The organism is Massilia arenae, from assembly GCF_008014745.1.
GTDB classification, from domain to species: Bacteria; Pseudomonadota; Gammaproteobacteria; order Burkholderiales; family Burkholderiaceae_D; genus Telluria; species Telluria arenae.
Window position 1 is genome coordinate 1 of the sequence record NZ_VPFD01000018.1, and the last position, 21,589, is coordinate 21,589.

Sequence of the window (21,589 nt, forward strand, 5' to 3'; positions counted from 1 at the left end):
GGCGCCTGCCCCTGCAGGCGGCGCCCCGGGCACCTCGGGCGCCGCGCCCGCCACGGCCGCCGCGCCGCTCGGGGCGCGTGCGCTGCACGCGGCCAATGTGCCGGTCAAGAGCGAGAAGCTGGGCACGGCGCGTCCGAGCGAGGACGTCAAGCAGGGCCCGACCCGCGCCGAGCCGCCCGGCACGCCGCAGACGATGAACAAGAAAGGCATCCCCGAGAACGCCCCCAAACAGTGAAGGCACGACGATGAAAATGGGAAGCATGCCGGTCGCCATCATCATGCAGCGGCGCGCGGTGCAGCACCGCTGGGGCGATATGGACAGCTGGGCCGCGGTGGGCATCGTGCCGGACCGTGGCGAACTGCCGCGCCTGTCGGTGCTGAGCGAAAGCGCGGAACGCGACTACTACCTGGTCTCCGGCCTCGAGCTCGAACTGTACACCGACGAGAACGAAGGCTATTACGAGAACATCATGGCGCCCGAATCGAAGGTGTTCGTGCTGTGGCGGATGGAAGGCGACCGCGCGATGCCGGCGCGCGCCTCGGTGAGCTACATCGAGGGCACGCGTATGTTCGATTCGGGCGAAGCGGCCGATGGCGTGACCATGCCGGCCGAGATCTACAGCTGGGTCGCGGGCTATCTGCGTGAGCATTTCACGCCGCGCCCGCGCAAGGGAAGGCAGCACGGATGAGCGCTGACGTCATTGCAGAGGAAGGTTTCCTGCGCCGCTGGGCGCGAATGAAATCGTCGCCGGAGCCGGTGGAACAGGCGGTGGCGGTCGAGGCGCCGGTTCCCGCCGTCCAGCCGCCGCCGGTGGAAGAAGCGCGGCCGCTGCCGACCCTGGATGACGTGGCGCGCCTGACGCCGGAATCCGATTACTCGGCCTTCGTCGCCAAGGGCGTCGACAAGGCCGTGCAGCGCATGGCGCTCAAAAAACTGTTCGCCGATCCGAACTTCGCGGTGATGGATGGTTTGGACATCTATATCAGCGACTACAACAAGGCCGCGCCGCTCACCGACGCCATGCTGGCGGCGCTCAAGCACGCACCGGGCGTGCTGGACCGCCTGCTGGGCGAGGACGAAGACGACCACCCGCCAGCCGAGGGCGAGGGCGCGCCAACACAAGAGACCACATGAATATCCGATTCAACGACGGGGCGGCTTCCGACCCCGCCCAGGACGGCCGCGACGCGGCCGCCCGCCTGGCCGCGCTGCAGGCGGCCCGGGATTTTCCCGACTTCGAGGCGGCCGTCACCGTCGACTATCGCTCGCACGGCCGCACGCTGGTCGTGGGCAGCGCGGCTGATGCGCTGCCGTTGGCCGACCGGCTGGCCGGCACGCTGCCGGTCACCGTCCTCCTGCTGGACGAATCGGACGGGCAGCCGCGCCTGTATCCGGTGCACAGGGCGCAGACAGTGGCCGTGGCCGGCTGGCTGGGCGCCTTCGAGGCGCGCTGGCGCGCGGCGGGCGAGCCGGTGGGCGAGGGCAGGTTCGACCTGGTGCTCGACCTGTGCGCGGCGCGCCTGATCGCCAGCCACCAGCGCCCGCATGGTTATCACGCGCCCGGCCTGGACGAGGCGGCGCGCCTGGCTGCGGTCGAGGCCCTGCTCGACATGGTCGGCGACTTCGAGAAACCGAAATACTTCAGTTACAAGGAGCGCATCTGCGCCCACGGCCGCAACGGCATCCACGCCTGCACCGCCTGCGTCGACATCTGCTCGGCGCAGGCGATCGCCAGCGACGGCGACCGGGTGAAAATCAACCCCTACCTGTGCGCCGGCTGCGGCGCCTGCGGCACGGTGTGCCCGACCGGGGCCATGAGCTATGCCTATCCGCCGGTGCCGCTCACCGGCAAGCGCATCCAGGCTGCCCTGCGCGCCTTCCGCGAGGCGGGCGGCGCGCAGCCGGTGCTGCTGCTGCACGATGCGCAGGGCCAGGACGTGCTCAATCGCCTTGGCGACAGCGTCCCGGGGCGCATCCTGCCGTTCTCGCTGCACCACGTCGCCTCGACCGGCATCGACGTCTGGCTGGCGGCGCTGGCCTATGGCGCGGCCGGCGTCGCCGTGTTGACGACGGGTGACGAGGCGCCGCAATACGTGCAGGCGCTGGGTGAGCAGATGCATATAGCCCAGGCCGTGCTGGATGGCCTGGGCTATGCCGGACCGCACTTCCAGCTGCTCCAGTTGGGGAACTCTCCACTGGAGGCGGCCCAGGAACTGGCGCTGGCCCTGCGCCATGCGCCGCGCGGCGATACGCCGGCCACGCCGGCCGTGTTCCACCTCTCGGTCGAGAAGCGCAACACCCTCGACTACGCGCTCGACCACCTGCACCGCCATGCCCCGCAACAGCCGTCGAATATCGGCTTGCCCGTCAAGGCGCCGTTCGGCGCGCTGCTTGTGGACCGCCAGGCCTGCAGCCTGTGCATGTCCTGCGTCGGCGTCTGCCCGGCCAATGCGCTGCAGGACGGGCAGGGCGCGCCGCAGCTGCGCTTCATCGAAAAGAACTGCGTCCAGTGCGGGCTGTGCGCCAATACCTGCCCGGAGAACGCGATCGCGCTGCTGCCCCGCATCTCGTTCGCGCCCGAGCGCATGGCGGCGGTGGTGCTGAATGAATCGCAGCCCTTCCACTGTATCCGCTGCAGCAAGCCGTTCGGTACGCTGCAGATGGTCGAGAACATGCTGGGGCGCCTGGGCTCCCACCCGGCGTTCGCGGCCAACCTCGATCGCCTGCGCATGTGCGGCGACTGCCGCGTGATCGACATGATGGCGCCCACCGACGAGATGCAGGTGACGTCGCTGCGTCGTAACTAAGGCATCACCGCCCACCGAATCGGTGGCAGAATGGTCGCGAGGCGGGGGCGTCAGCATCCCGCCATCCACATGGCATTGCGACCAGGAGACACCATGACGCCAACCCAGCGCTTCGTGCAGGCGCGCGACTTTCTCCAGCGGCACCGGCTCGACTACGACACCGCCTACCGCGATTTTGAGCAGCCCGAACTCGATCGTTTCAACTGGGCGCTCGACTTCTTCGATCACCAGGCCCGGGACAATCACGCTCCCGCCCTGTGGGTGGTCGAGGAAGACGGCCGCGAACGCAAGATATCCTTTGCCGACATGGCGGCGCGCTCGAGCCAGGTGGCCGAATACCTGCGCAATCTCGGCGTGCGGCGCGGCGAGCGCGTGCTATTGATGCTGCCGAACCGGGTCGAGCTGTGGGAAATCATGCTGGCGGGGATCAAGCTGGGCGCCGTGCTGGTGCCGACCACGATGGCGCTGGCGGGCGACGACCTGGCCGACCGCCTGGAGCGCGGACAGGTCAAACACGTGATCGCCCAGGCCAGCGAAGCCCATAAATTCGAGACGATGGCCGGCAGCTACACCCGGATCGCCGTCGGTGGCGCGCCGGCCGGCTGGCACGACTACGCGGACAGCGAGAACGTGGCCAGCGTGTTCGTCCCCGAAGGCGAAACCCGCGCCACCGATCCCTTGCTGCTGTACTTCACCTCCGGCACCACCGCGAAACCGAAGCTGGTGCTGCACACCCACCAGAGCTATCCGGTCGGCCACCTGTCGACCATGTACTGGATCGGCCTGCAGCCGGGCGACGTCCACTGGAACATCAGCGCGCCCGGCTGGGCCAAGCACGCCTGGAGCTGCTTCTTCGCACCGTGGAACGCGGGCGCCACGGTATTCGTGTTCAATTTCGAACGCTTCAGCAGCCGCGCCGTGCTCGACACCCTCGTGCGCTGCGGCGTGACCTCGTTGTGCGCGCCGCCAACGGCCTGGCGCATGCTGATCAAGGAAGACCTGGCGGCCTGGAAGCCCGTGCTGCGCGAGCTGGTCGGCGCCGGCGAACCGCTCAATCCCGAAGTGATCGAGCAGGTCGAGCGCGCCTGGGGCATTCGTATCCGCGACGGTTTCGGCCAGACCGAGTCGAGCTGCCAGATCGGGAATTCGCCGGGCCAGCCGATCAAGCCGGGCTCGATGGGCCGTCCGCTGCCGGGCTACCGCATCGCGCTGCTCGACCTCGACGACCGGCCGGCGGTGGAGGGTGAAATCTCGGTGGAACTTGCGGCGAATCCGATCGGTCTCATGGTCGGCTACGAAGGCAACGAGGACAAGACCGTGGAAGCGATGCGGGCCGGCCACTACCACACGGGCGACACGGCGAGCGTGGACGGCGACGGTTATTATTTTTATGTCGGCCGTAACGACGATGTGTTCAAGTCGTCCGACTACCGTATCAGCCCGTTCGAGCTCGAGAGCGTGCTGATCGAACACGAGAGCGTACTGGAGGCGGCCATCGTGCCCAGCCCCGATCCGCTGCGCCTGGCTGTGCCGAAGGCCTTCGTGACCCTGCGCGCCGGGGTGGAGCCGAGCCGCGAGATGGCCGCCGCGCTGTTCGCCTTCACGCGCGAACGCCTGGCGCCCTACAAGCGGATCCGGCGCATCGCCTTCCGCGAGCTGCCCAAGACCATCTCGGGCAAGATCCGGCGCGTCGAGCTGCGCCGCGAAGAAGCGGGGCGCGACGCCGGGGCCGCGGATACCGTCGAATACCGGGCAGAGGATTTTCCGGGCTAGCAGCAGACCTGACAGGAGAACGATCATGCAACTGCACGCGCCGATCCAGCCCTGCCTGTGGTTCGACACCCAGGCCTAGGAAGCGGTCAAGCACTATGTTTCGATCTTTCCCGACTCGCGCATCACGCACGTGTCGCACTACAGCGCCGCCGGCCAGGATGTGCACCGCATGACGCCGGGCAGCGTGATGGCGGTGCAGTTCGAGGTCGACGGCCAACCCTGCATCGCCATGAACGGCGGGCCGCTGTTCCACTTTACCGAAGCCGTCTCGTTCATGGTGATGTGCGACAGCCAGGAGCAGATCGACTATTACTGGGAGCGCCTGGGCGAGGGCGGGGACGAGGCGGCGCGCCAGTGCGGCTGGCTGAAGGACAGGTTCGGGTTGTCGTGGCAGGTGACGCCGACCGAGATCATGTCCTTGACGTCCGGTCCGCAAGCCGACGCCGTCATGACGGCACTGCTGCCGATGAAGAAGATCGACGTCGCCGCCTTGCGCGCCGCGGCCGGGCTTTCTTGATGAAGCGTGCTGCCGCTGAGCAGCGAATGCGGCCATAATGGATGCATTCCATCAAACATCCATTCGGCATCAGATGACCAGCAAAAAAAGCGCCACCAAGGGCGGCAGCAAATCCGCCGATAAAGACCGCATGTACGAGGTGCGCCAGTCGCCCGTTCATGGCAACGGCGTCTTCGCGCGCCGCCCGATCGCTGCCGGCGAACGCATCATCCAGTACAAGGGGCAGCGCATCAGCTGGGACAAGGCCACACGGCGCGCCGAGAAAGCGGGTGGGCCGATCAACCATACTTTTTATTTCAGCCTGGCCGACGGCCGCGTGATCGACGGCGGCCGCGACGGCAACGACGCGCGCTGGATCAACCACGCCTGTACGCCCAACTGCGAAGCTTTCGAGGACGAAGGCAAGGTCTATATCCACGCGATGCAAGACATCGAAGCCGGCGAAGAGCTCAACTATAACTACGCGCTGATCTACGACGAGCGCCACACGCCCGCGCTCAAGAAGCTGTTCGCTTGCCGCTGCGGCGCGCCCGATTGCACCGGCACCATGCTGGCTCCAAAGCGCCGCGCAAAGAAGTAGGCGACAATACAGCCTGTCGCGCCTGTTGCGCAGATGCCTGGAGCCTTGATGAAACCCGTAGTCCGCAGCCTGCTGGAATCCGATCTTTACAAGTTTACGATGTGGCAGGCCCTCCTGCACAGCCATCCGGGCGCCATCGGCGACTACGAATTCCGCTGCCGTAACGAGCCGGCCTATCCACTGGCCGAACTCAAGGACGACGTCGAGCGCGAGCTCGACTACCTGTGCGGCATGATGTTCACCGAGGGCGAGGTGGCCTATCTGCGCGGCCTGCGCTTCATCAAGAGCGATTTCGCCGACTTCCTCACCCTGTTTCGCTTCCAGCGCAAGTTCATCCGGGTCGACACCGACGGCCCGCACCTGGTGATCCGCGCCAGCGGTCCGCTGGTGCACGTGATGGGCTTCGAGATCTTCGTGCTCTATATCGTCAACGAGCTGTACTTCCGCCGCTTCGACCAGGCAGAGACGTTGGCCGAGGCACGGCGCCGCCTGCAGCAGAAGATCGACGAGCTGCGCGCCTTCGGCAAGGAGGCGCCGCGCGCCAATCCCTTCGAGTTCTTCGATTTCGGCGTGCGCCGCCGCTATTCCGGCGAATGGCACGACGAAGTGGTGGCGACCATGGCGCGCGAGCTGCCCGAGTACTTCAAGGGTACCTCGAACGTGTACCTCGCCTATAAACTCAAGCTGACGCCGATCGGCACCATGGCCCACGAATACCTGCAGGCCCACCAGTCCTTCGGCACCCGCCTGCGCGACTTCCAGAAGGCCGCGCTCGAGAACTGGGTGCAGGAATACCGCGGCGACCTGGGCACGGCCCTGACCGACGTGGTGGGCATGGACGCCTTCCTGGCCGACTTCGACCTGTATTTCGCCAAGCTGTTCGACGGCCTGCGCCAGGATTCGGGCGACCCGGTCGTGTGGGGCGAGAAGGCGCTGGCGCACTACGCCAAGCTGCGCATCGACGCGCGCACCAAGCGCCTGGTGTTTTCCGACTCGCTCACGGTGCCCAGGGCGCTGGAACTGTACCGTCACTTCGCCGACCGCGTGATGACCGGCTTCGGTATCGGCACCAGGCTCACCAACGACACGCCCCATAAACCGCTGAACATCGTCATGAAGCTGGTGCGCTGCAACGGCCAGCCGGTGGCCAAGCTGTCCGATACCAAGGGCAAGTCGCAGAGCACGGACGAGACTTTCATCGCCTACCTGCGCCAGGTGTTCAACAAGTACGACGCAGGCGACTGAGCGGGGACTGAGCCCGGCGGGGCCGCGAGAATGTGTGAGACTGTGCGTCGTCCGACGCGCTATGCTGTGGGTTTACCGATTTTCCAAACCTTTGGAGACCGCCATGAAGCAGCTCGCACCGATCGCCCTCGCCATGATGTTCGCCATGCCCGTCGCCGCCGTGCATGCGCAGGAAACCGAGCACACCAAGGCCGGGGTGGCGGCCGCCGAAGACTGGCTCAAGCTCGCCGACACGGGCAACGGTGCCGAAAGCTGGCGCAGCGCCGGCACGGTCTTTCGCAGCGCAGTCACTGCCGAGCAGTGGAACGGCATGCTGGCGGGCGCCCGCGCACCGCTGGGCGAACTGAAGTCGCGCACCCTCGCCAGTGCGCGCTATACCCGCACACTGCCCGGCGCACCGGAAGCCGACTATGTGGTGATCCAATACGGGGCAGTGTACGCCAACCGGCCAGGCGTGACCGAAACCGTGGTCACGTCCCGGGAAGCCGAGGGCGGCTGGAAGGTCATCACCTATCTGATTCAATAAGCTTCCACAGCTCGGTCGGCAGCGCCGCCGGCGCCTCCGGTTTGAAGAAGGCCGAATCCTGGATGTGCGAGGTCGTCACGTAGATCGTGCCGTCTGGCCCCTGGGTGAAGGTGTCCGGCCAGCGCAGGCGTTCGTCCTGCACGACCACCCGCAACTCGGCCTGCGGTCCCCCGTCGAGATCACGCATCTTGATCGAGTCGTCCTGCACCGAGGTCAGGTACATGCGGTTGCTGCCGCGGTCGAACAGCAGGCCGTCGTTGACGCCGTTGTGGCCGTATTCCTCGACCGCGTCGCCGACGTCCTCGCCTTTCAAGCCGCGCTCGATCAGCACTTGCGTGGAAATTCGGTACAGGGTGTCGCCCTTGATCGCCTGCCAGTACAGCCAGGCGCCGTCGCCCGACAGTTCGATGCCGTCGGCCGAGAACTCGACCCCGCGCCCGTCCGGCCGGCGCAGCACCTCGCCATCGGCCTTTACGTTCAAGCCCTTCTTCATCTGGGTCGACGGATGACCGTCGAGCAGGCGCACCGTCTTGTCGTGCTCGAGGTCGACCACCAGGATGGCTCCGACCACGCCCGAGTCGGTGATGTAGGCGTATTTGCCATCGTCGGAAAAACGCATGTCGTTCAGGTAGGAACCCTGCGGCGCCGCGTTCTCGTCGAAGGCGACCGTGCGCACGACCTTGTCGCCCGCCAGGTCGACCTGCACCATCTTGGCGCCGCCGGATACCAGGTGGGCCTGGGCCGGCGCGGCCGGGTCGAGCACCCACAGGCTGCCGCGGCCATCGGCCACCACGCTCTGCACGCAGACCCAGTGGTCGTTTGGCGATACGTCGTCCTTGCGCGCATTGCGCCAGGCGTTCCATTCCTGGTCGGGGTAGGGGCGCAGCGTGCCGTCTTTCTGAAGTTCGGCCACCGAGACCGCGTTATCCTCGGTCCAGCGCGGGAAATTAACGAAAATGCGGTTATCCTCGGACACCGAGACGCCGGTGACCTGGTGTTCGAAACGGGCGACGAGTTCGATCGTGTGTGCGGTCATGCGATTCCTTTCGTGATGCGTTCAGGCTGCCGCGCGGGCGGCCGGGCGTGATGGTTTGCGGGTCGCGGCCTTCGCCGGCGCACGCTTCTTGCGTGACGCCGGCGGCCTCGGATTCTCCTGCTCGTGGCGCAGGCGCTGCTGCAGCATGGCCAGCACCGCCGCTTCCTCCGGCTGCAGGGCGTGCAGGTCTTCCTGCAGCGTCTCCTCGGTGCGCTCGCGCAGCACCTCGAGGGCGGCGCCGTCGAGATAGGCGTCCAGCACCGCCGGGTGTACATAGCACTTGCGGCAGATCGACGGCGTATTGCCGAGCTTCTCGGCCACCGACTCGATCGCGCGCACGATATTCTTCTTGGCCTGGGCCTCGGAATCGAACTTCTCGAACTCCTGCAAGGCCAGCGCGGCCAGCACGGTTCCCGACCAGGTGCGGAAATCCTTGGCCGTGTAGTCTTCCCCTGTGATGGAGCGCAGGTAGTCATTGACGTCGCTCGAATCGATAGCGTGTGTCTCGCCATCCTCGCCCACGTACTGGAACAGTTCCTGGCCCGGCAGGTCGCGCGAGCGCGCGACGATGCGCGCCAGGCGCCGGTCGTGCACCTTAACCTTGTGATAGACCCCGCTCTTGCCGCGGAAGCTGAATTCGACGTCGCTGCCGTCGACCTTGGCGTGGCGGTTGCGCAGCGTCGTCAGCCCGAAGGATTTATTGGTGCGCGCGTATTCCTCGTTACCGACCCGCATCATGGTCGCTTCGAGCAGGTAGACGATGGTGGCCAGCACCTTCTCGCGCGGCAGGCCGGATAGTTTCAGGGCGCGGTCGACTTCGGCGCGGATGGCCGGCAGGGCCTGGCCGAACTTGAGCATGCGCTCGTACTTGACCTCGTCGCGCGCCGTGCGCCACTTGGGGTGGTAGCGATATTGCTTGCGGCCGCGCGCGTCGCGTCCGGTGGCTTGCAGGTGGCCGTTGGCCTGGGGGCAGATCCAGACCTCGGTCCAGGCGGGCGGCACGACCAGGCTCTTAATGCGTGCCAGGGCCGTTTCGTCCGTTACCGGTTCGCCGCGGGCGTCTAGATAGCGAAAACCATCCTTGACGGCTTCGCGCCGGATGCCGGGCCGGTCGTCATGGACGTAACGCAGGCCGGCTGCGCGCGCGGCGGCGGGTGGATCGCTGGGGACGGCGTCGGCGTCCGGTTTTTCACTGGGCATGGCAGGTTCGCTGGAAGGTGGATCTTCCAGTCGATCCTACCCCTGCATTCCTACGCTCACTGTACGCGAAGTAACGTAGGCGCAGCCCGGTGCCGGCTGCGCGCTCAGCGGTAACGCGCCTCGACCAGGTCGATCTCGCGCAGCAGCTTGCGTGCGATCTCGTCCGACAGCTGGTTGTGGCGCGTCATGCGCAGCAGCACCGCGCGTTCCTGCTCGAGCGCGGCGAGGCGGTAATGGCGTTCGGCGTTTTCGGCGGCGCGCGCGCGCTCCGGGGCAATGTCGGCGCCAGTGCCTCCGTCAAGGCGATACTGGTACAGGCTGCGCACCTGGTCGGCCGCGCTGGCATGCATCTCGGCCGCGCCTTCGGCATCGCAGCCCGCGGTCGGCGGTGGCGGCGGCGCCGTCGCGATCGCTTCCAGCGCGGCCAGCGCGGCGGCGTGGCGCGCCTGGTCTTCCTCGCTTTCGTGGGCCGCCTCGGCCGGCAGTTCCAGGCCGCGCAGCACGCGCGGCAGGCCGATGCTGGCCAGCACCAGCGATACCACGATCACCGCGCTGGCCAGGAAAATCACCAGGTCGCGTCCCGGGAATGGTGTCCCATTCGGCATCGCCAGCGGCAGGGTCAGCACGCCGGCCAGGGTGATCGCGCCGCGCACGCCGGCCAGCGAGGTGGCCAGGATCAGGCGCGGATTGGGGCGGTACACGGCCTGCTGCTGGCGCCGCGCGGCCAGCAGGGTCAGGCGCAGCGAGATCCAGACCCAGATGAAGCGCAGCAGGATCAGGCCGACGCTGATGGCCAGCGCATTGCCCAGCAGCCACCAGACGTCGTGTGCCGCCGGCAGCTCGGGCGCGACCAGCGCCGCTTTCACGATATTCGGCAACTGCTCGCCCAGCAGCACGAACATCACGCCGTTCAGCGCGAACTGCACGGTATCCCAGACCACGGCGCGGCGCACCCGGGTGGTGGCCAGCGCTCGGCCGCTCAGCTCGACGTAGCTCATCGTGACGCCGGCCGCCACCGCGGCCAGGATGCCCGAGGCCTGCAGGTGCTCGGCCGCCAGGTAGGCGCCGAAGGGCAGCAGCAGGTTGATGAGGATTGGCGAGCCGCTTTCTTCGCCGATACGGGCCGCCAGGACGCGCTGGGCGGCGCTGACCGCCACCGTCAGGCCGACGCCGATTGCGATGCCTGCGAGCGCCACCCACAGGAAGGTGAGGGTGGCGTCGCCCAGCGAGAAGGTGCCGGTGAGCGCGGCCGCCACCGCGAAGCGGAAGCACACCAGGCCGCTGGCGTCGTTGAGCAGCGACTCGCCCTCGAGGATGTGCATCAGGCGCGGCGGAATCGGCACGCGCGCCGCGATCGACGACACCGCGACCGGGTCGGTCGGGGCCAGGATCGCGGCCAGCGCGAACGACACGGCCAGCGGCAACGAGGGGATCAGCCAGTGGATCAGGAAACCGGCCCCGATCACGGTGAACAGCACCAGGCCGAGCGCCAGCTCGAGGATGGTCGAGCGGTCGCGGAACAGGCCGACCTTGGGAATGCGCCAGCCGTCCAGGAACAGCAACGGCGGCAGGAACACGAGGAAGAAGATGTGCGGCTCGAGCCGCACTCCATGGCTGGTAGTGCCGGAGATGGCGGCGCCGAGCGCGATCTGGACCAGCGGCAGGGGGACGGCGAACGGCAGCATCCGCACCAGGTAGCCGCTCGCCACCACCGCCAGCAGCATTGCCAGTACGATTCCTACCTCATCCATCGACCTTCCCCCCGTTCAAGCATCGCATGACAAAATGAAATGATACGGGATCGCGTCGATTTACGTTGGACGCTCAGTCCAGTAATTCGGGAAGACCGCGCAGATGCGCTAACAGATCGTCCAGCGGCATTGGCCGGTGGAACAGATAACCCTGCATGCTGGCATTGCCATGGCGCGCGAGATACCCGGCCTGGGCCTCGGTCTCGACGCCCTCGGCGACCACGCGCAGGCCCAGGTGGCCGGCCATCGACAGGATCGACTGCACGATCGCGGTGCCGTCCTTGTCATGCGGGGTGTCGCGAATAAAACTCTTGTCGATCTTGAGTTCGTAAAGCGGCATGCGGGTCAGATAGGCCAGGCTCGAGTAGCCGGTGCCGAAATCGTCGACCGAGACCCGGATGCCGAGCGCGGCCAGTTCGTGCATGCGCTCGATGGTGCGGTCGCGCCGATCGACCAGCAACCCTTCGGTGATCTCGAACACCAGTTGGCCGGGCGGCACACCGGTCTCCTGCAGGATGCTTTCCACCCGCGCCACGAAGTCGGGCTGGCGGAACTGCATCGGGCTGACGTTGACCGACAGCGGGAGCGGATGGCCGGCGCGCGCCAGCACATGCCAGGCCAGGCAGGCCTCGCGCAGCACCCATTCGCCCAGCGGCACGATCAGGCCGCTCGACTCGGCGACCGGGATGAACTGGTCGGGTGGCACGCTGCTGCCGTCCTTGCGACGCCAGCGCATCAGGAGCTCGGCCCCGCTCGGGCGGCGCGCGCCGTCCACCTGCAGCTGCAGGTGCAGCGACAGCTCGCCGTGGTCCAGCGCCAGGCCCAGGTCGCGTTCGAGGGTGAGGCGGCGTTCTGCGTCGCGCAGCATGCCGGCCTCGAACAGGGCGACGCCGTTGCGGCCGCGCGCCTTGGCGTGGTACATGGCGGTATCGGCCTCACGCAGCAGGTCGTGCAGCGGTGGCTGCGCGTCCGCCGTCGCGGTCAGCGCGACGCCGATGCTGGTGGTGGCATAGTAGCGCTGTCCCTCGATGATCATCTTCTCGCACAGCGCGCCGCGGATCTCCTCGGCCAGCGCCAGCGCGCGCGCCGTAGCGGCGTCGCCGTTCGGGCCCAGGTCGTCCACCAGCACCACGAATTCGTCGCCGCCCAGGCGCGCCACGCAGGCATGCTCTCCTGCCACCATGGCCAGGCGTTCAGCGGCCTGGCGCAGCAGCTCGTCGCCGACGGCATGGCCGCGCGCGTCGTTGACGTTCTTAAAATTGTCGATATCGACGTACAGCACGGCGCCCAGGGTGCTGCCGTGGCGCGCGCGCTCGGCCAGCTCGGCCAGGCGGTCCATCAGCAGGCGCCGGTTCGGCAGGCCGGTGAGCACGTCGTAGAAGGCAAGGCGGTTGACGGCATCGGCGGCGGTGCGCGCTTCCTGCACCGAGCTTGCCAGCCCTTTAAGTAGGAAGCCGGCGGCGAAGGTGACGAGGGCGCCGACGCAGCTGAAGTTGATCGCCACCACCAGCGATGACAACAGCGGATCGGTCTCCAGCCCCGGTACGTACAGCTTCGCGTAGCCGTTTACGCCGAAGGCCACGATGCAGAGCGCGCCGAGGGCCAGCGTGAGCATGCCGGGCCGGTTGCCGAGCAGGATCACGGCCATGATGGGCGGCGCCATCAGGTAGTTCAGGCTTACCGGCCCTACCGCCAGCATCAGTCCGATGGCGACCATGAACAGCACGGCCAGGAAGTTCAGCACGCGGAAGGTGTGGGGCAGCCGGTCGAGGCGCCAGATGGCGAAGATCCAGGCCAGGGCCAGCGCATCCATCAACGCGATCTGCCACAGGCCCTGGCGCAGCGCCACGGCGATGCTCGGCAAGGCTGCGCCGATGCCCAGCACCAGCACGATTGGCAGCAAGGTAGAGAAAACACGCTCGCGCCATTGCGCGATATCGTCAGTGGGAACCATCAGGCAGCATCCAGGTCAGCATGCCCACAGAATTTCTCCGGAGTGCATAAATTTGCTCGTTGGCAAATTCTATGCACGCAGGATGTACCCTGTCACGCGATATTTACCGCCTTGTTGTTCCGGAACGACCGAAGGTGAAATGACAACAGGCCCGCGTCGACACGATGCGGACCTGTTCAGCGGGCGGCGGCCGTGGCCAGCAGCTCGCCCAGCTGCAGCGTATTGACCGGCTTGACCAGGTAATGGTCGAAGCCGGCCTGGCTGGCCGCTTCGCGGTCTTGCTGGCGCCCGTAGCCGGTGGCGGCCACCAGGGTCGCGTCGCTGGTCTGCGGCAGGCGGCGCAGGCGGCGCGCCAGTTCATTGCCGTCCATGTCGGGCAGGCCGATGTCGAGGATGCAGACCTGGGGCGCGAACACCTTGGCGATCTCGATCGCGTCGACGCCGCAATAGGCGATCTCGACCTCGTGGCCGGTGGCGCGCAGGAACAGGTTGAGCGTGTGCGCGGCGTCGAGGTTGTCGTCCACCACCAGGATGCGCAGCGCATTCGGTGGAGTCGCATCGAGAAGCGGGCTGCCTGCGGGCAGGTGGCCCGGCAAGTGAGCGGCCAGCGGCAGGCTTTCCTGGCGGTGGCGCGGCAGCCGCACGGTGAAGGTACTGCCGTGGCCCAGGCCGGGGCTGCGTGCGCCGACGCTGCCGCCGTGCAGCTCGACCAGGCTCTTGGCCAGCGCCAGGCCCAGGCCCAGGCCGCCCTGCGAACGGTCCGGGGTGCGCTCGGCCTGCGTGAACAGGTCGAACACGCGTTCGACCAGGCGCGCCTCCATGCCGATGCCGTCGTCGCTCACGCTCAGTTCCCAGTCGTCGCCCGCGTCGACCAGTTGCAACTGGATGTGGCCGCCCTCCGGCGTGTACTTGGTGGCGTTGCCCAGCAGGTTGGCCACCACCTGCACCAGGCGCTTGTGGTCGCCCTTGACGTGGGCCGGGCCGGTCGGCAGGTCGAGCACCACCTTGTGGCGCCGCGCGCCGATCAGGGGGCGGATCTGCTCGGCGGCGTCGTCGACCACGTTGCGCAAGTCCAGCACCTGGGTCGACAGCGACACCAGGCCGCGCGTCACGCGCGACACGTCCAGCAAATCATCCACCAGGCTGGTCATGTGCTCGACCTGGCGCGCGATGATGGCGCAGGTCTGGGTGATCTGGGCGTTATCCGAGTGCAGCAGCTTGAGCAGGTGGGCGCCGGTGCTGATCGGCGCCAGCGGATTTCGGAGTTCGTGCGCCAGCATCGCCAGGAATTCGTCCTTGCGCTGGTCGGCCGCGCGCAGTTCGCGCTCGGCCTGGCCGCGCGCGGCTTCCTTCTTCTGCAGGTTCTCGGCCATTTCGTCGAGCGCCGCCGCCAGCCGCCCGATTTCCTCGTTGCCGTATTCGATACCCGTGCGCGTATCGAGTTCGCCGGCGGCGATGCGGCGCGCGACCGTGGTCAGGCCGCGCACCCGTTGCACGATCAGTTTTTCGCCGGCCAGCCAGGCTGCCAGCAGCGCCAGCAGGGTGGTGGCGCCGAGGCCGAGCAGGGACATGAACTGGGCGTCGCGGGCGACCTGGGTGATCAGGTCGGTCGGCACGCCGATGGTGATGGTGTAGTCGGTGAGGGTCGGCGATCCGACGCGGGCGAAGGCGTGCAGGCGGTCAATCCCGTCCTCGCCGCGCACCACCAGCGCGCGGTCGTGCGGCCCGCGCATCGCGTCCAGCATCTCACCGGTGACGCGCTTGCCGAACCAGCGCTCGGGATCGGGGCGGCGCGAGATCAGGTTGCCCGAGGCGTCGGCCGTCTCCAGGATCGAACCGGGCGGCATGCTGATGTCGTTGACGAAGGTGTCCAGGCCGGCCAGGTCCATGGCCGCGAACACCACCGCCACCACGTCGCCCGAGCGGTCGATGACGGGATAGGTGAGATTGATCGTGTGCTTGCGGATCACGCGCCCGAACACGTAGTCGCTGGCGATGAAGCGGCGTTCGGCGATCGCGCGCTTGAAGTGGCTGCGGTCGCCCAGGTTCACCGGGTGCAGCATCGGCACCGCGCTGCAACTGACCTCGCCGTTCAGCTGGATCAGGCCGAAGTTGACGTAGCCCTCGTTGCGGTCGAGGACATTGGACAGCAGGGCATTGCAGCCGGCAGTGTCGCCCATCAGGGCAGGCACGCTGACCAGGTCGACCAGGATCTGGCGCGCGCGGTCGATCGATTGCGCCTCGTTGGCTGCCGCCAGGGCGGTGAGGCGCTTGAGGTTTTCTTCCGAGGCGCGGATCGCCGCCTCGCGCTCGCGCAGGCCGCCCAATACGGTGACGATGGCGATCGGTGTGATCGCCAGCAGCACCAGCAGCATCAGGCGGCTGCGCAGGCTATTCAGGCGAAAGCGCCCCAGCAAATTGCTCATCGAGTCTCCGCCAACTCCGCTAACCGCGTGCCGAATGCAGTGATGCGGCGCACGCCTTCCACCAGCGTGTCTTCGTCGTCGGAGATGTAGCCAATGCGGATGAAGCCGGGCTCGCCGAGCGCATCGCCCGGCATCAGCGCCACCCTTTCCTCATCCAGCAGGCGCTCGGCGAAGCCGACCGTGTCCATGGTGAGCCCGCGCACGTCACCCCACAGATAGGGCCCGGAAGCCGGCGCATGCATGGTGATCCAGGGCACGTCGGCGAAGCGGCCCACCACCAGGTCGCGCCGCGCGCGGTAGTCGCGCAGCAGCGCGTGCGGGGTGCCGGTGGCGAAGGCCGCCACCGCCGCCACCTGCGACAGGTGCGGCGCGGCGGCCGTGATCGGTCCCTGCAGGGTCTGCATCGCATTCACCAGCGCGGCGGGGGCAAGCGCGAAACCGACCCGCCAGCCCATCATGGCATAGCTTTGCGAGGCCGAGAACAGGGTGACCACGCCCACTTCGCGCCAGTCGCACAGCGCCGCCAGCGTGACGTGTTCGCCGTCATAGATCAGGTGTTCGTAGCTCTCGTCGACGATCACGTGCACGCCGCCGGCCGTCGCCCAGTCGCGCACCAGTTCCAGCTCGTGCCGGGTGTACACCTTGCCGGTCGGGTTGTGCGGATTGTTCAGCACCAGCACCTTGACGCGGCCGAGGGCCGCCAGGCAGGCTTCGGTGAGCGTCTCCGGCAGCTCGGCCAGCACCACCTCGAGTCCCAGCAGCTCGGCGGTCGCGAGATAGGCCGGCCAGTGCGGACGGAATACGGCGATGCGGTCGCCCGGATCGGTCATCGCGTACAAGGCCTGGTAATACGCCTGCTTGCAACCGTTGGTCACGATGATCTCAGCCACCTGCGCCTCGATCCGGTTCTCGGCCGCGAGCTTGGCGCGCAGCGCCTCGCGCACCTTCAGCGCGCCGCCCACCTCGGTATACGGCAAGGTGCGTTCGCGCTCGATAGCGCCCGAGACCGCGTCCAGCACGGTGGGCGGGGCCGGGAAGTGCGAAATCGCGATCGAGAAATCGATGACGCGTTCCCCCGCATTGCGCAGCGCTTCGGCGCGGCCGTGCATGGCGGTGGTGGCAAGGGGACGGGAGTGCGCGATTCGGTCTGAGATCTTCATCTTGTCGGTGTCGTTTATCCAAGTTGGGTGGCCGGCTGCGCATCATCCGGGCTCTCGGTACGTTCTTTCTTGATTGTACTAAAAACTGGCGATTTTCAGAGGGGGATTCTTAAATGAGCAACAAGAGATTGACACCTCAAGCATTGGGGCGGCTAAACTATCCCGTATACCAGCACCGGGAGGGAAAATGAACATCGTCTGCGTGGGCGGCGGCCCGGCCGGTCTCTATTTCGGCCTGCTCATGAAACTGCGCCATCCGACGCATGCGGTGACCGTCGTCGAGCGCAACCGGCCGGGGGACACCTTTGGCTGGGGCGTGGTGTTCTCGGACCAGACGCTGGGCCACCTGGCGCGGGCCGACGAGCCGAGCGCGCGCGCCATCCTGCAATCGTTCAATCACTGGGACGTGATCGACGTCCACATCAAGGGCGCCACCGTCACTTCGCACGGCCATGGCTTTTGCGGCATCGGGCGCAAGCGCCTGCTCGACATCCTGCAAGCGCGCTGCCGGGCGCTGGGCGTCGAGCTGGTGTTCGAGACCCGGGTCGAGGACGTGCCCGAGCTGGCGCGCCGCTACCGCGCCGACCTGGTGGTGGCCGCCGACGGCGTGAACAGCGCCATCCGCCAGCAGTACCGCGCGGCGTTCCAGCCCGAGGTCGAGGAGCGTGAGTGCCGCTTCGTGTGGCTGGGTACGAAGAAGCGCTTCGATGCCTTCACCTTCGCTTTCGAGGAAACCGAGCACGGCTGGTTCCAGGCGCACGCTTACCAGTATGATGGCGAGACCTCGACCTTCATCATCGAGACGCCCGACGCCACCTGGCGTGCGAGCGGCCTGGCCGACATGAGTCAGCCCGAAGCGCTGGCCTTCTGCGAGCGCGTGTTCGCGCGCCACCTGGACGGCCAGCCGCTGATGGCGAACGCCGCCCACCTGCGCGGATCGAGCATGTGGATCCGCTTCCCACGCCTGGCCTGCCGCCAGTGGGTGCATCCGCTCGAGGTCGATGGGCGCCAGTTGCCGCTGGTGCTGATGGGCGACGCCGCCCATACTGCCCACTTCTCGATCGGCTCCGGCACCAAGCTGGCGCTGGAAGATGCCATCGGGCTGGCCGATGCGCTCGATGACGAGAAGGATGTAGCATCGGCGCTGGCGCGCTACCACGAGGCGCGCCTGGTCGAGGTGCTGAAGCTGCAGAGCGCGGCGCGCAACTCGATGGAATGGTTCGAGAACGTGGCGCGCTACACGGGCATGGAGGCCGAGCAGTTCGCCTATTCGCTGCTCACGCGCAGCCAGCGGCTGTCTCACGAAAACCTGCGCCTGCGCGACGCCGCCTATGTCGACGGTTTCGAGCGCCGTTTCGCCATCGCGGCGGCCGAGCAGGCCGGCCTGCCGCCGCCCGCGGGGGCGGTGCCGCCCATGTTCACGCCCTACAAGGTGCGCGACGTGGTGCTGAAGAACCGGGTGGTGGTCTCGCCGATGGCGCAATACTCGGCCGTGGATGGCGTGGTCGGCGACTTTCACCTGGCCCACCTCGGCGCGCGGGCGCTGGGCGGCGCGGCGCTGGTGATGGCCGAGATGACCTGCGTCTCGGCCGACGCCCGCATCACGCCCGGCTGCCCGGGCCTGTACACGCAGGAGCAGATGCTGGCCTGGAAGCGCATCGTCGACTTCGTGCACACGGCCAGTGATGCCAGGATCGGCATCCAGCTCGGCCATGCGGGCGCCAAGGGTTCGACCCGGCCGATGTGGGACGGCATTGACCTGCCACTGGAAAGCGGCAACTGGCCGCTGCTGTCGGCGTCCAGCCAGCAGTACATCGAGGGCGTCTCGCAGATCGCGCTGGAAGCGACGCAGGGTGACCTGGAACGCATCAAGGACGACTTCGTGCGCGCCACCCGGGCAGCCTGTGACGCCGGCTTCGACTGGCTCGAGCTGCATTGCGCCCATGGCTACCTGCTGTCGAGTTTCATTTCTCCCCTGACCAACCGGCGCCAGGATGCCTACGGCGGCAGCCTTGAGAATCGCTGCCGTTATCCGCTCGCCGTGTTCGCGGCGGTGCGCGCGGCCTGGCCGGCCGGGCTGCCGATCAGCGTGCGCATCTCAAGCCACGACTGGGTCGAGGGCGGCATCACGCCGCAGGACGCGGTGAAGATCGCGCGCCTGTTCCGCGCGGCGGGCGCCGACATGATCGACTGCTCGTCGGGCCAGGTCAGCAAGCAGGAGCGGCCTGTGTTCGGCCGCATGTTCCAGGCCCCGTTCGCAGACCGCGTCCGCAACGAGGCCGGCATTCCGACCATCGCCGTCGGCAGCATTTATGAGGCCGACCACGTGAACGGCATCATCGCCGCCGGCCGCGCCGACCTGTGCGCGGTGGCGCGCCCGCACCTGGCCAACCCGGCCTGGACGCTGATGGAAGCGGCGCGCATCGGCTACACTGGCGCCGCCTGGCCGCGCCAGTACGTGGCAGGCAAACAGCAACTCGAGCGCAACCTGGAGCGCGAGCGCCAGCTGCAGGCGGCATCGAACGGCCTGTCGCCGCAGCAGGTGGCTGCGCGCCTGCTCGAAGGCTGACCAGTCAATCATCAGGAGTCAACCATGCACTATTTACCGGGGCAGTCGCACCGCCTGCCGGGCGGGCGTCACAGCCTTGCAGCTTATGCGGCGCAGCATTTCGGCTTTGCGCTTGACGCTGGCGTCGCGACCATCACCCTGGACCGGCCCGAGCGCAAGAATCCGCTGACCTTCGATTCCTATGCCGAGCTGCGCGACCTGTTCCGCGCGCTGGCGTATGCCGACGATGTGAAGGCGGTCGTGATCGCCGGCGCCGGCGAGAACTTCTGTTCCGGCGGCGACGTGCACGAGATCATCGGTCCGCTGACGAAGCTGGACATGCCCGGCCTGCTGGCCTTCACCCGCATGACGGGCGACCTGGTCAAGGCGATGCGCGCCTGCCCGCAGCCGGTCGTGGCGGCGGTCGACGGCGTGTGCGCCGGCGCCGGCGCGATCCTGGCGCTGGCCTCCGACATCCGCTACGGCACGGCGCGCAGCCGCACCGCCTTCCTGTTCACCCGGGTGGGCCTGGCCGGCTGCGATATGGGCGCCTGCGCGCTGCTACCGCGCGTGATCGGCCAGGGCCGCGCCGCCGAGCTGCTGTACACGGGCCGCTCGCTGGATGGTGCGGAGGCGGAGCGCTGGGGCTTCTTCAACCGCCTGTGCGCGCCGGAGGAACTGCTGGGCGAGGCGACCGCGTTCGCCGCCACGCTGGCCAATGGACCGACCTTCGCCCACGGCATGACCAAGAAGATGCTGCAGCAGGAATGGAATATGGGCGTGGACGAGGCGATCGAAGCCGAGGCCCAGGCCCAGGCGATCTGCATGGCGACCAATGATTTTCATCGCGCCTACCACGCCTTTGTGGCCAAGGAGCGCCCGCGCTTCGAGGGGGATTGATGGACTACCTGGACTGGCCCTTTTTTGAACAGCGGCATGGCGCACTGGCGCGCGAACTCGACGCCTGGGCGGCGGACAATCTGCATGATGCGCATGGCGGCGACGTCGATGCAGTGTGCCGCGCGCTGGTCGCCCGCCTGGGCCGCGACGGCTGGCTGCGCCACGCCGTCGGCAGCGGAAATGGGGCAATCGACACCCGCGCCATCTGCCTGATCCGGGAAACCCTGGCGCGCCACGCCGGCCTGGCCGACTTCGCCTTTGCGATGCAGGGCCTGGGCAGCGGAGCAATTTCGCTGTTCGGCACCCAGGACCAGAAGCGGCGCTGGCTGCCGCCGGTGGCCAGCGGGGAAGCGATTGCCGCCTTCGCCCTGTCGGAGCCAAGCGCCGGCTCCGACGTCGCCGCCATGCAGTGCGCCGCGCGGCGCGATGGCGACGACTGGGTGCTCGATGGCGAGAAGACCTGGATCTCGAACGGCGGCATCGCCGATTTCTACGTCGTCTTCGCCCGCAGCGGCGACGGCGGCGGCGAGGAGGGGCGGGGCTCGAAAGGCATCTCGGCCTTCATCGTCGACGCCACGACGCCCGGCCTGGAGATCGCCGAGCGCATCGACGTGATCGCTCCGCATCCCCTGGCGCGCCTGCGGTTCACCGATTGTCGGGTGCCGGCCGATTGCCTGGTCGGGGCCGAAGGCCAGGGCTTCAAGGTGGCGATGGCGACGCTGGACGTATTCCGCACCTCGGTCGCCGCCGCCGCGCTGGGCTTTGCGCGACGCGCGATGGAAGAAGCATTGGCGCGCGTCCAGGCGCGGCCCATGTTCGGCAAGACCTTGGCCGACTTCCAGCTCACCCAGGCCAGGCTGGCCCAGATGGCGCTGGAGATCGACGCCGCCGCGCTGCTGACCTACCGCGCGGCCTGGCTGCGTGACAGCGGCAGGCGGGTGACGAAGGAAGCGGCGATGGCCAAGCTGGCGGCCACCGAATCGGCGCAGCGCGTCATCGACGGCGCGGTGCAGCTGTTCGGCGGACAGGGCGTGCAGAGCGGGCAGGTGGTCGAAAGCCTGTACCGCGAAATCCGCGCGCTGCGCATCTACGAGGGAGCGAGCGAGGTGCAGCTCCTGATCATCGCGCGCGAGCTGCTCGCGCCGAAGGTTTAACCCAAGGTCTG

General features: G+C 67.7%; 16 protein-coding genes and 2 pseudogenes. 12 read left to right on the forward strand and 6 right to left on the reverse strand.

Annotated features, from left to right (window positions below; translation table 11 throughout):
* From FVD38_RS16750 to FVD38_RS16790, 9 genes and pseudogenes are all read left to right on the forward strand, one after another.
* Positions 1-235: pseudogene (locus tag FVD38_RS16750) on the forward strand (hypothetical protein); the annotation flags it as partial.
* A gap of 10 nt (positions 236-245) precedes the next feature.
* Positions 246-689: a DUF3305 domain-containing protein gene (locus FVD38_RS16755; RefSeq protein ID WP_147935869.1), complete on the forward strand. Its 444-nt coding sequence runs from the start codon at positions 246-248 to the stop codon at positions 687-689.
* The gene (locus tag FVD38_RS16760; RefSeq protein WP_147935870.1) at positions 686-1,135 is read left to right on the forward strand and encodes a DUF3306 domain-containing protein; all 450 of its coding nucleotides are present in this window, start codon (positions 686-688) and stop codon (positions 1,133-1,135) included. Before FVD38_RS16755 ends, FVD38_RS16760 begins: the two co-directional genes overlap by 4 nt.
* Complete coding sequence (locus FVD38_RS16765) at positions 1,132-2,808, forward strand: 4Fe-4S binding protein (protein ID WP_147935871.1); 1,677 nt, start codon at positions 1,132-1,134, stop codon at positions 2,806-2,808. Before FVD38_RS16760 ends, FVD38_RS16765 begins: the two co-directional genes overlap by 4 nt.
* A 93-nt stretch (positions 2,809-2,901) precedes the next feature.
* Positions 2,902-4,581 (forward strand): AMP-binding protein, encoded by a 1,680-nt coding sequence (locus tag FVD38_RS16770; protein WP_147935872.1) that lies wholly within the window; start codon positions 2,902-2,904, stop codon positions 4,579-4,581.
* A gap of 25 nt (positions 4,582-4,606) precedes the next feature.
* A pseudogene (locus FVD38_RS16775) lies at positions 4,607-5,098 on the forward strand (VOC family protein).
* 73 nt (positions 5,099-5,171) lie between these two features.
* Positions 5,172-5,678, forward strand: coding sequence for an SET domain-containing protein (locus tag FVD38_RS16780; RefSeq protein WP_147935873.1), 507 nt, complete (start codon positions 5,172-5,174; stop codon positions 5,676-5,678).
* Positions 5,679-5,726: 48 nt separating this feature from the next.
* Positions 5,727-6,923, forward strand: a complete 1,197-nt coding sequence (gene pncB, locus FVD38_RS16785; protein ID WP_147935874.1) for a nicotinate phosphoribosyltransferase — start codon at positions 5,727-5,729, stop codon at positions 6,921-6,923.
* A gap of 103 nt (positions 6,924-7,026) precedes the next feature.
* Positions 7,027-7,449: a DUF4019 domain-containing protein gene (locus FVD38_RS16790; protein WP_187271625.1), complete on the forward strand. Its 423-nt coding sequence runs from the start codon at positions 7,027-7,029 to the stop codon at positions 7,447-7,449.
* Here FVD38_RS16790 and FVD38_RS16795 read toward each other — a convergent pair.
* The 6 genes from FVD38_RS16795 to FVD38_RS16820 form a co-directional block, all read right to left on the reverse strand.
* A complete protein-coding gene (locus FVD38_RS16795; RefSeq protein ID WP_147935876.1) occupies positions 7,430-8,485 on the reverse strand; it encodes an L-dopachrome tautomerase-related protein in 1,056 nt (351 codons plus the stop codon). The two genes, FVD38_RS16790 and FVD38_RS16795, sit on opposite strands and share 20 nt — an antisense overlap.
* A gap of 21 nt (positions 8,486-8,506) precedes the next feature.
* Positions 8,507-9,685, reverse strand: a complete 1,179-nt coding sequence (locus FVD38_RS16800) for a DNA topoisomerase IB (protein ID WP_147935877.1) — start codon at positions 9,683-9,685, stop codon at positions 8,507-8,509.
* A gap of 104 nt (positions 9,686-9,789) precedes the next feature.
* Entirely contained in the window at positions 9,790-11,436 is a 1,647-nt protein-coding gene (locus tag FVD38_RS16805; protein ID WP_147935878.1) for a Na+/H+ antiporter, read from the reverse strand.
* Positions 11,437-11,509: 73 nt separating this feature from the next.
* Positions 11,510-13,390 (reverse strand): putative bifunctional diguanylate cyclase/phosphodiesterase, encoded by a 1,881-nt coding sequence (locus FVD38_RS16810; RefSeq protein ID WP_147935879.1) that lies wholly within the window; start codon positions 13,388-13,390, stop codon positions 11,510-11,512.
* A 176-nt stretch (positions 13,391-13,566) separates the two neighbouring features.
* Complete coding sequence (locus FVD38_RS16815; protein WP_147935880.1) at positions 13,567-15,816, reverse strand: hybrid sensor histidine kinase/response regulator; 2,250 nt, start codon at positions 15,814-15,816, stop codon at positions 13,567-13,569.
* On the reverse strand, positions 15,813-16,976 hold the full coding sequence (locus FVD38_RS16820; protein ID WP_147935881.1) for a pyridoxal phosphate-dependent aminotransferase: 1,164 nt from the start codon (positions 16,974-16,976) through the stop codon (positions 15,813-15,815). Before FVD38_RS16820 ends, FVD38_RS16815 begins: the two co-directional genes overlap by 4 nt.
* Positions 16,977-17,163: 187 nt before the next feature.
* On the opposite strand from FVD38_RS16820, the gene FVD38_RS16825 reads away from it, so the two are divergent.
* The 3 genes from FVD38_RS16825 to FVD38_RS16835 are packed head-to-tail and all read left to right on the forward strand — an operon-like array spanning position 17,164 to position 21,578.
* The gene (locus FVD38_RS16825; protein ID WP_147935882.1) at positions 17,164-19,545 is read left to right on the forward strand and encodes a bifunctional salicylyl-CoA 5-hydroxylase/oxidoreductase; all 2,382 of its coding nucleotides are present in this window, start codon (positions 17,164-17,166) and stop codon (positions 19,543-19,545) included.
* Positions 19,546-19,569: 24 nt separating this feature from the next.
* Entirely contained in the window at positions 19,570-20,424 is an 855-nt protein-coding gene (locus tag FVD38_RS16830) for an enoyl-CoA hydratase family protein (protein WP_147935883.1), read from the forward strand.
* Positions 20,424-21,578 carry an acyl-CoA dehydrogenase family protein gene (locus tag FVD38_RS16835; protein WP_147935884.1) on the forward strand — a complete coding sequence of 385 codons (1,155 nt, stop codon included), beginning with the start codon at positions 20,424-20,426 and terminating at the stop codon, positions 21,576-21,578. The genes FVD38_RS16830 and FVD38_RS16835 overlap by 1 nt, the downstream gene beginning before the upstream one ends.
* Positions 21,579-21,589 lie beyond the last annotated feature (11 nt).

Coding starts and splice junctions, on each gene's coding strand:
- FVD38_RS16815 (WP_147935880.1), bottom strand. CDS start 15,816: ATGAGCAATTTGCTGGGGCGCTTTCGCCTGAATAGCCTGCGCAGCCGC.
- FVD38_RS16820 (WP_147935881.1), bottom strand. CDS start 16,976: ATGAAGATCTCAGACCGAATCGCGCACTCCCGTCCCCTTGCCACCACC.
- FVD38_RS16835 (WP_147935884.1), top strand. CDS start 20,424: ATGGACTACCTGGACTGGCCCTTTTTTGAACAGCGGCATGGCGCACTG.
- FVD38_RS16830 (WP_147935883.1), top strand. CDS start 19,570: ATGCACTATTTACCGGGGCAGTCGCACCGCCTGCCGGGCGGGCGTCAC.
- FVD38_RS16790 (WP_187271625.1), top strand. CDS start 7,027: ATGAAGCAGCTCGCACCGATCGCCCTCGCCATGATGTTCGCCATGCCC.
- FVD38_RS16825 (WP_147935882.1), top strand. CDS start 17,164: ATGAACATCGTCTGCGTGGGCGGCGGCCCGGCCGGTCTCTATTTCGGC.
- FVD38_RS16770 (WP_147935872.1), top strand. CDS start 2,902: ATGACGCCAACCCAGCGCTTCGTGCAGGCGCGCGACTTTCTCCAGCGG.
- FVD38_RS16780 (WP_147935873.1), top strand. CDS start 5,172: ATGACCAGCAAAAAAAGCGCCACCAAGGGCGGCAGCAAATCCGCCGAT.
- FVD38_RS16810 (WP_147935879.1), bottom strand. CDS start 13,390: ATGGTTCCCACTGACGATATCGCGCAATGGCGCGAGCGTGTTTTCTCT.
- FVD38_RS16795 (WP_147935876.1), bottom strand. CDS start 8,485: ATGACCGCACACACGATCGAACTCGTCGCCCGTTTCGAACACCAGGTC.
- FVD38_RS16760 (WP_147935870.1), top strand. CDS start 686: ATGAGCGCTGACGTCATTGCAGAGGAAGGTTTCCTGCGCCGCTGGGCG.
- FVD38_RS16765 (WP_147935871.1), top strand. CDS start 1,132: ATGAATATCCGATTCAACGACGGGGCGGCTTCCGACCCCGCCCAGGAC.
- FVD38_RS16755 (WP_147935869.1), top strand. CDS start 246: ATGAAAATGGGAAGCATGCCGGTCGCCATCATCATGCAGCGGCGCGCG.
- FVD38_RS16805 (WP_147935878.1), bottom strand. CDS start 11,436: ATGGATGAGGTAGGAATCGTACTGGCAATGCTGCTGGCGGTGGTGGCG.
- FVD38_RS16800 (WP_147935877.1), bottom strand. CDS start 9,685: ATGCCCAGTGAAAAACCGGACGCCGACGCCGTCCCCAGCGATCCACCC.
- pncB (WP_147935874.1), top strand. CDS start 5,727: ATGAAACCCGTAGTCCGCAGCCTGCTGGAATCCGATCTTTACAAGTTT.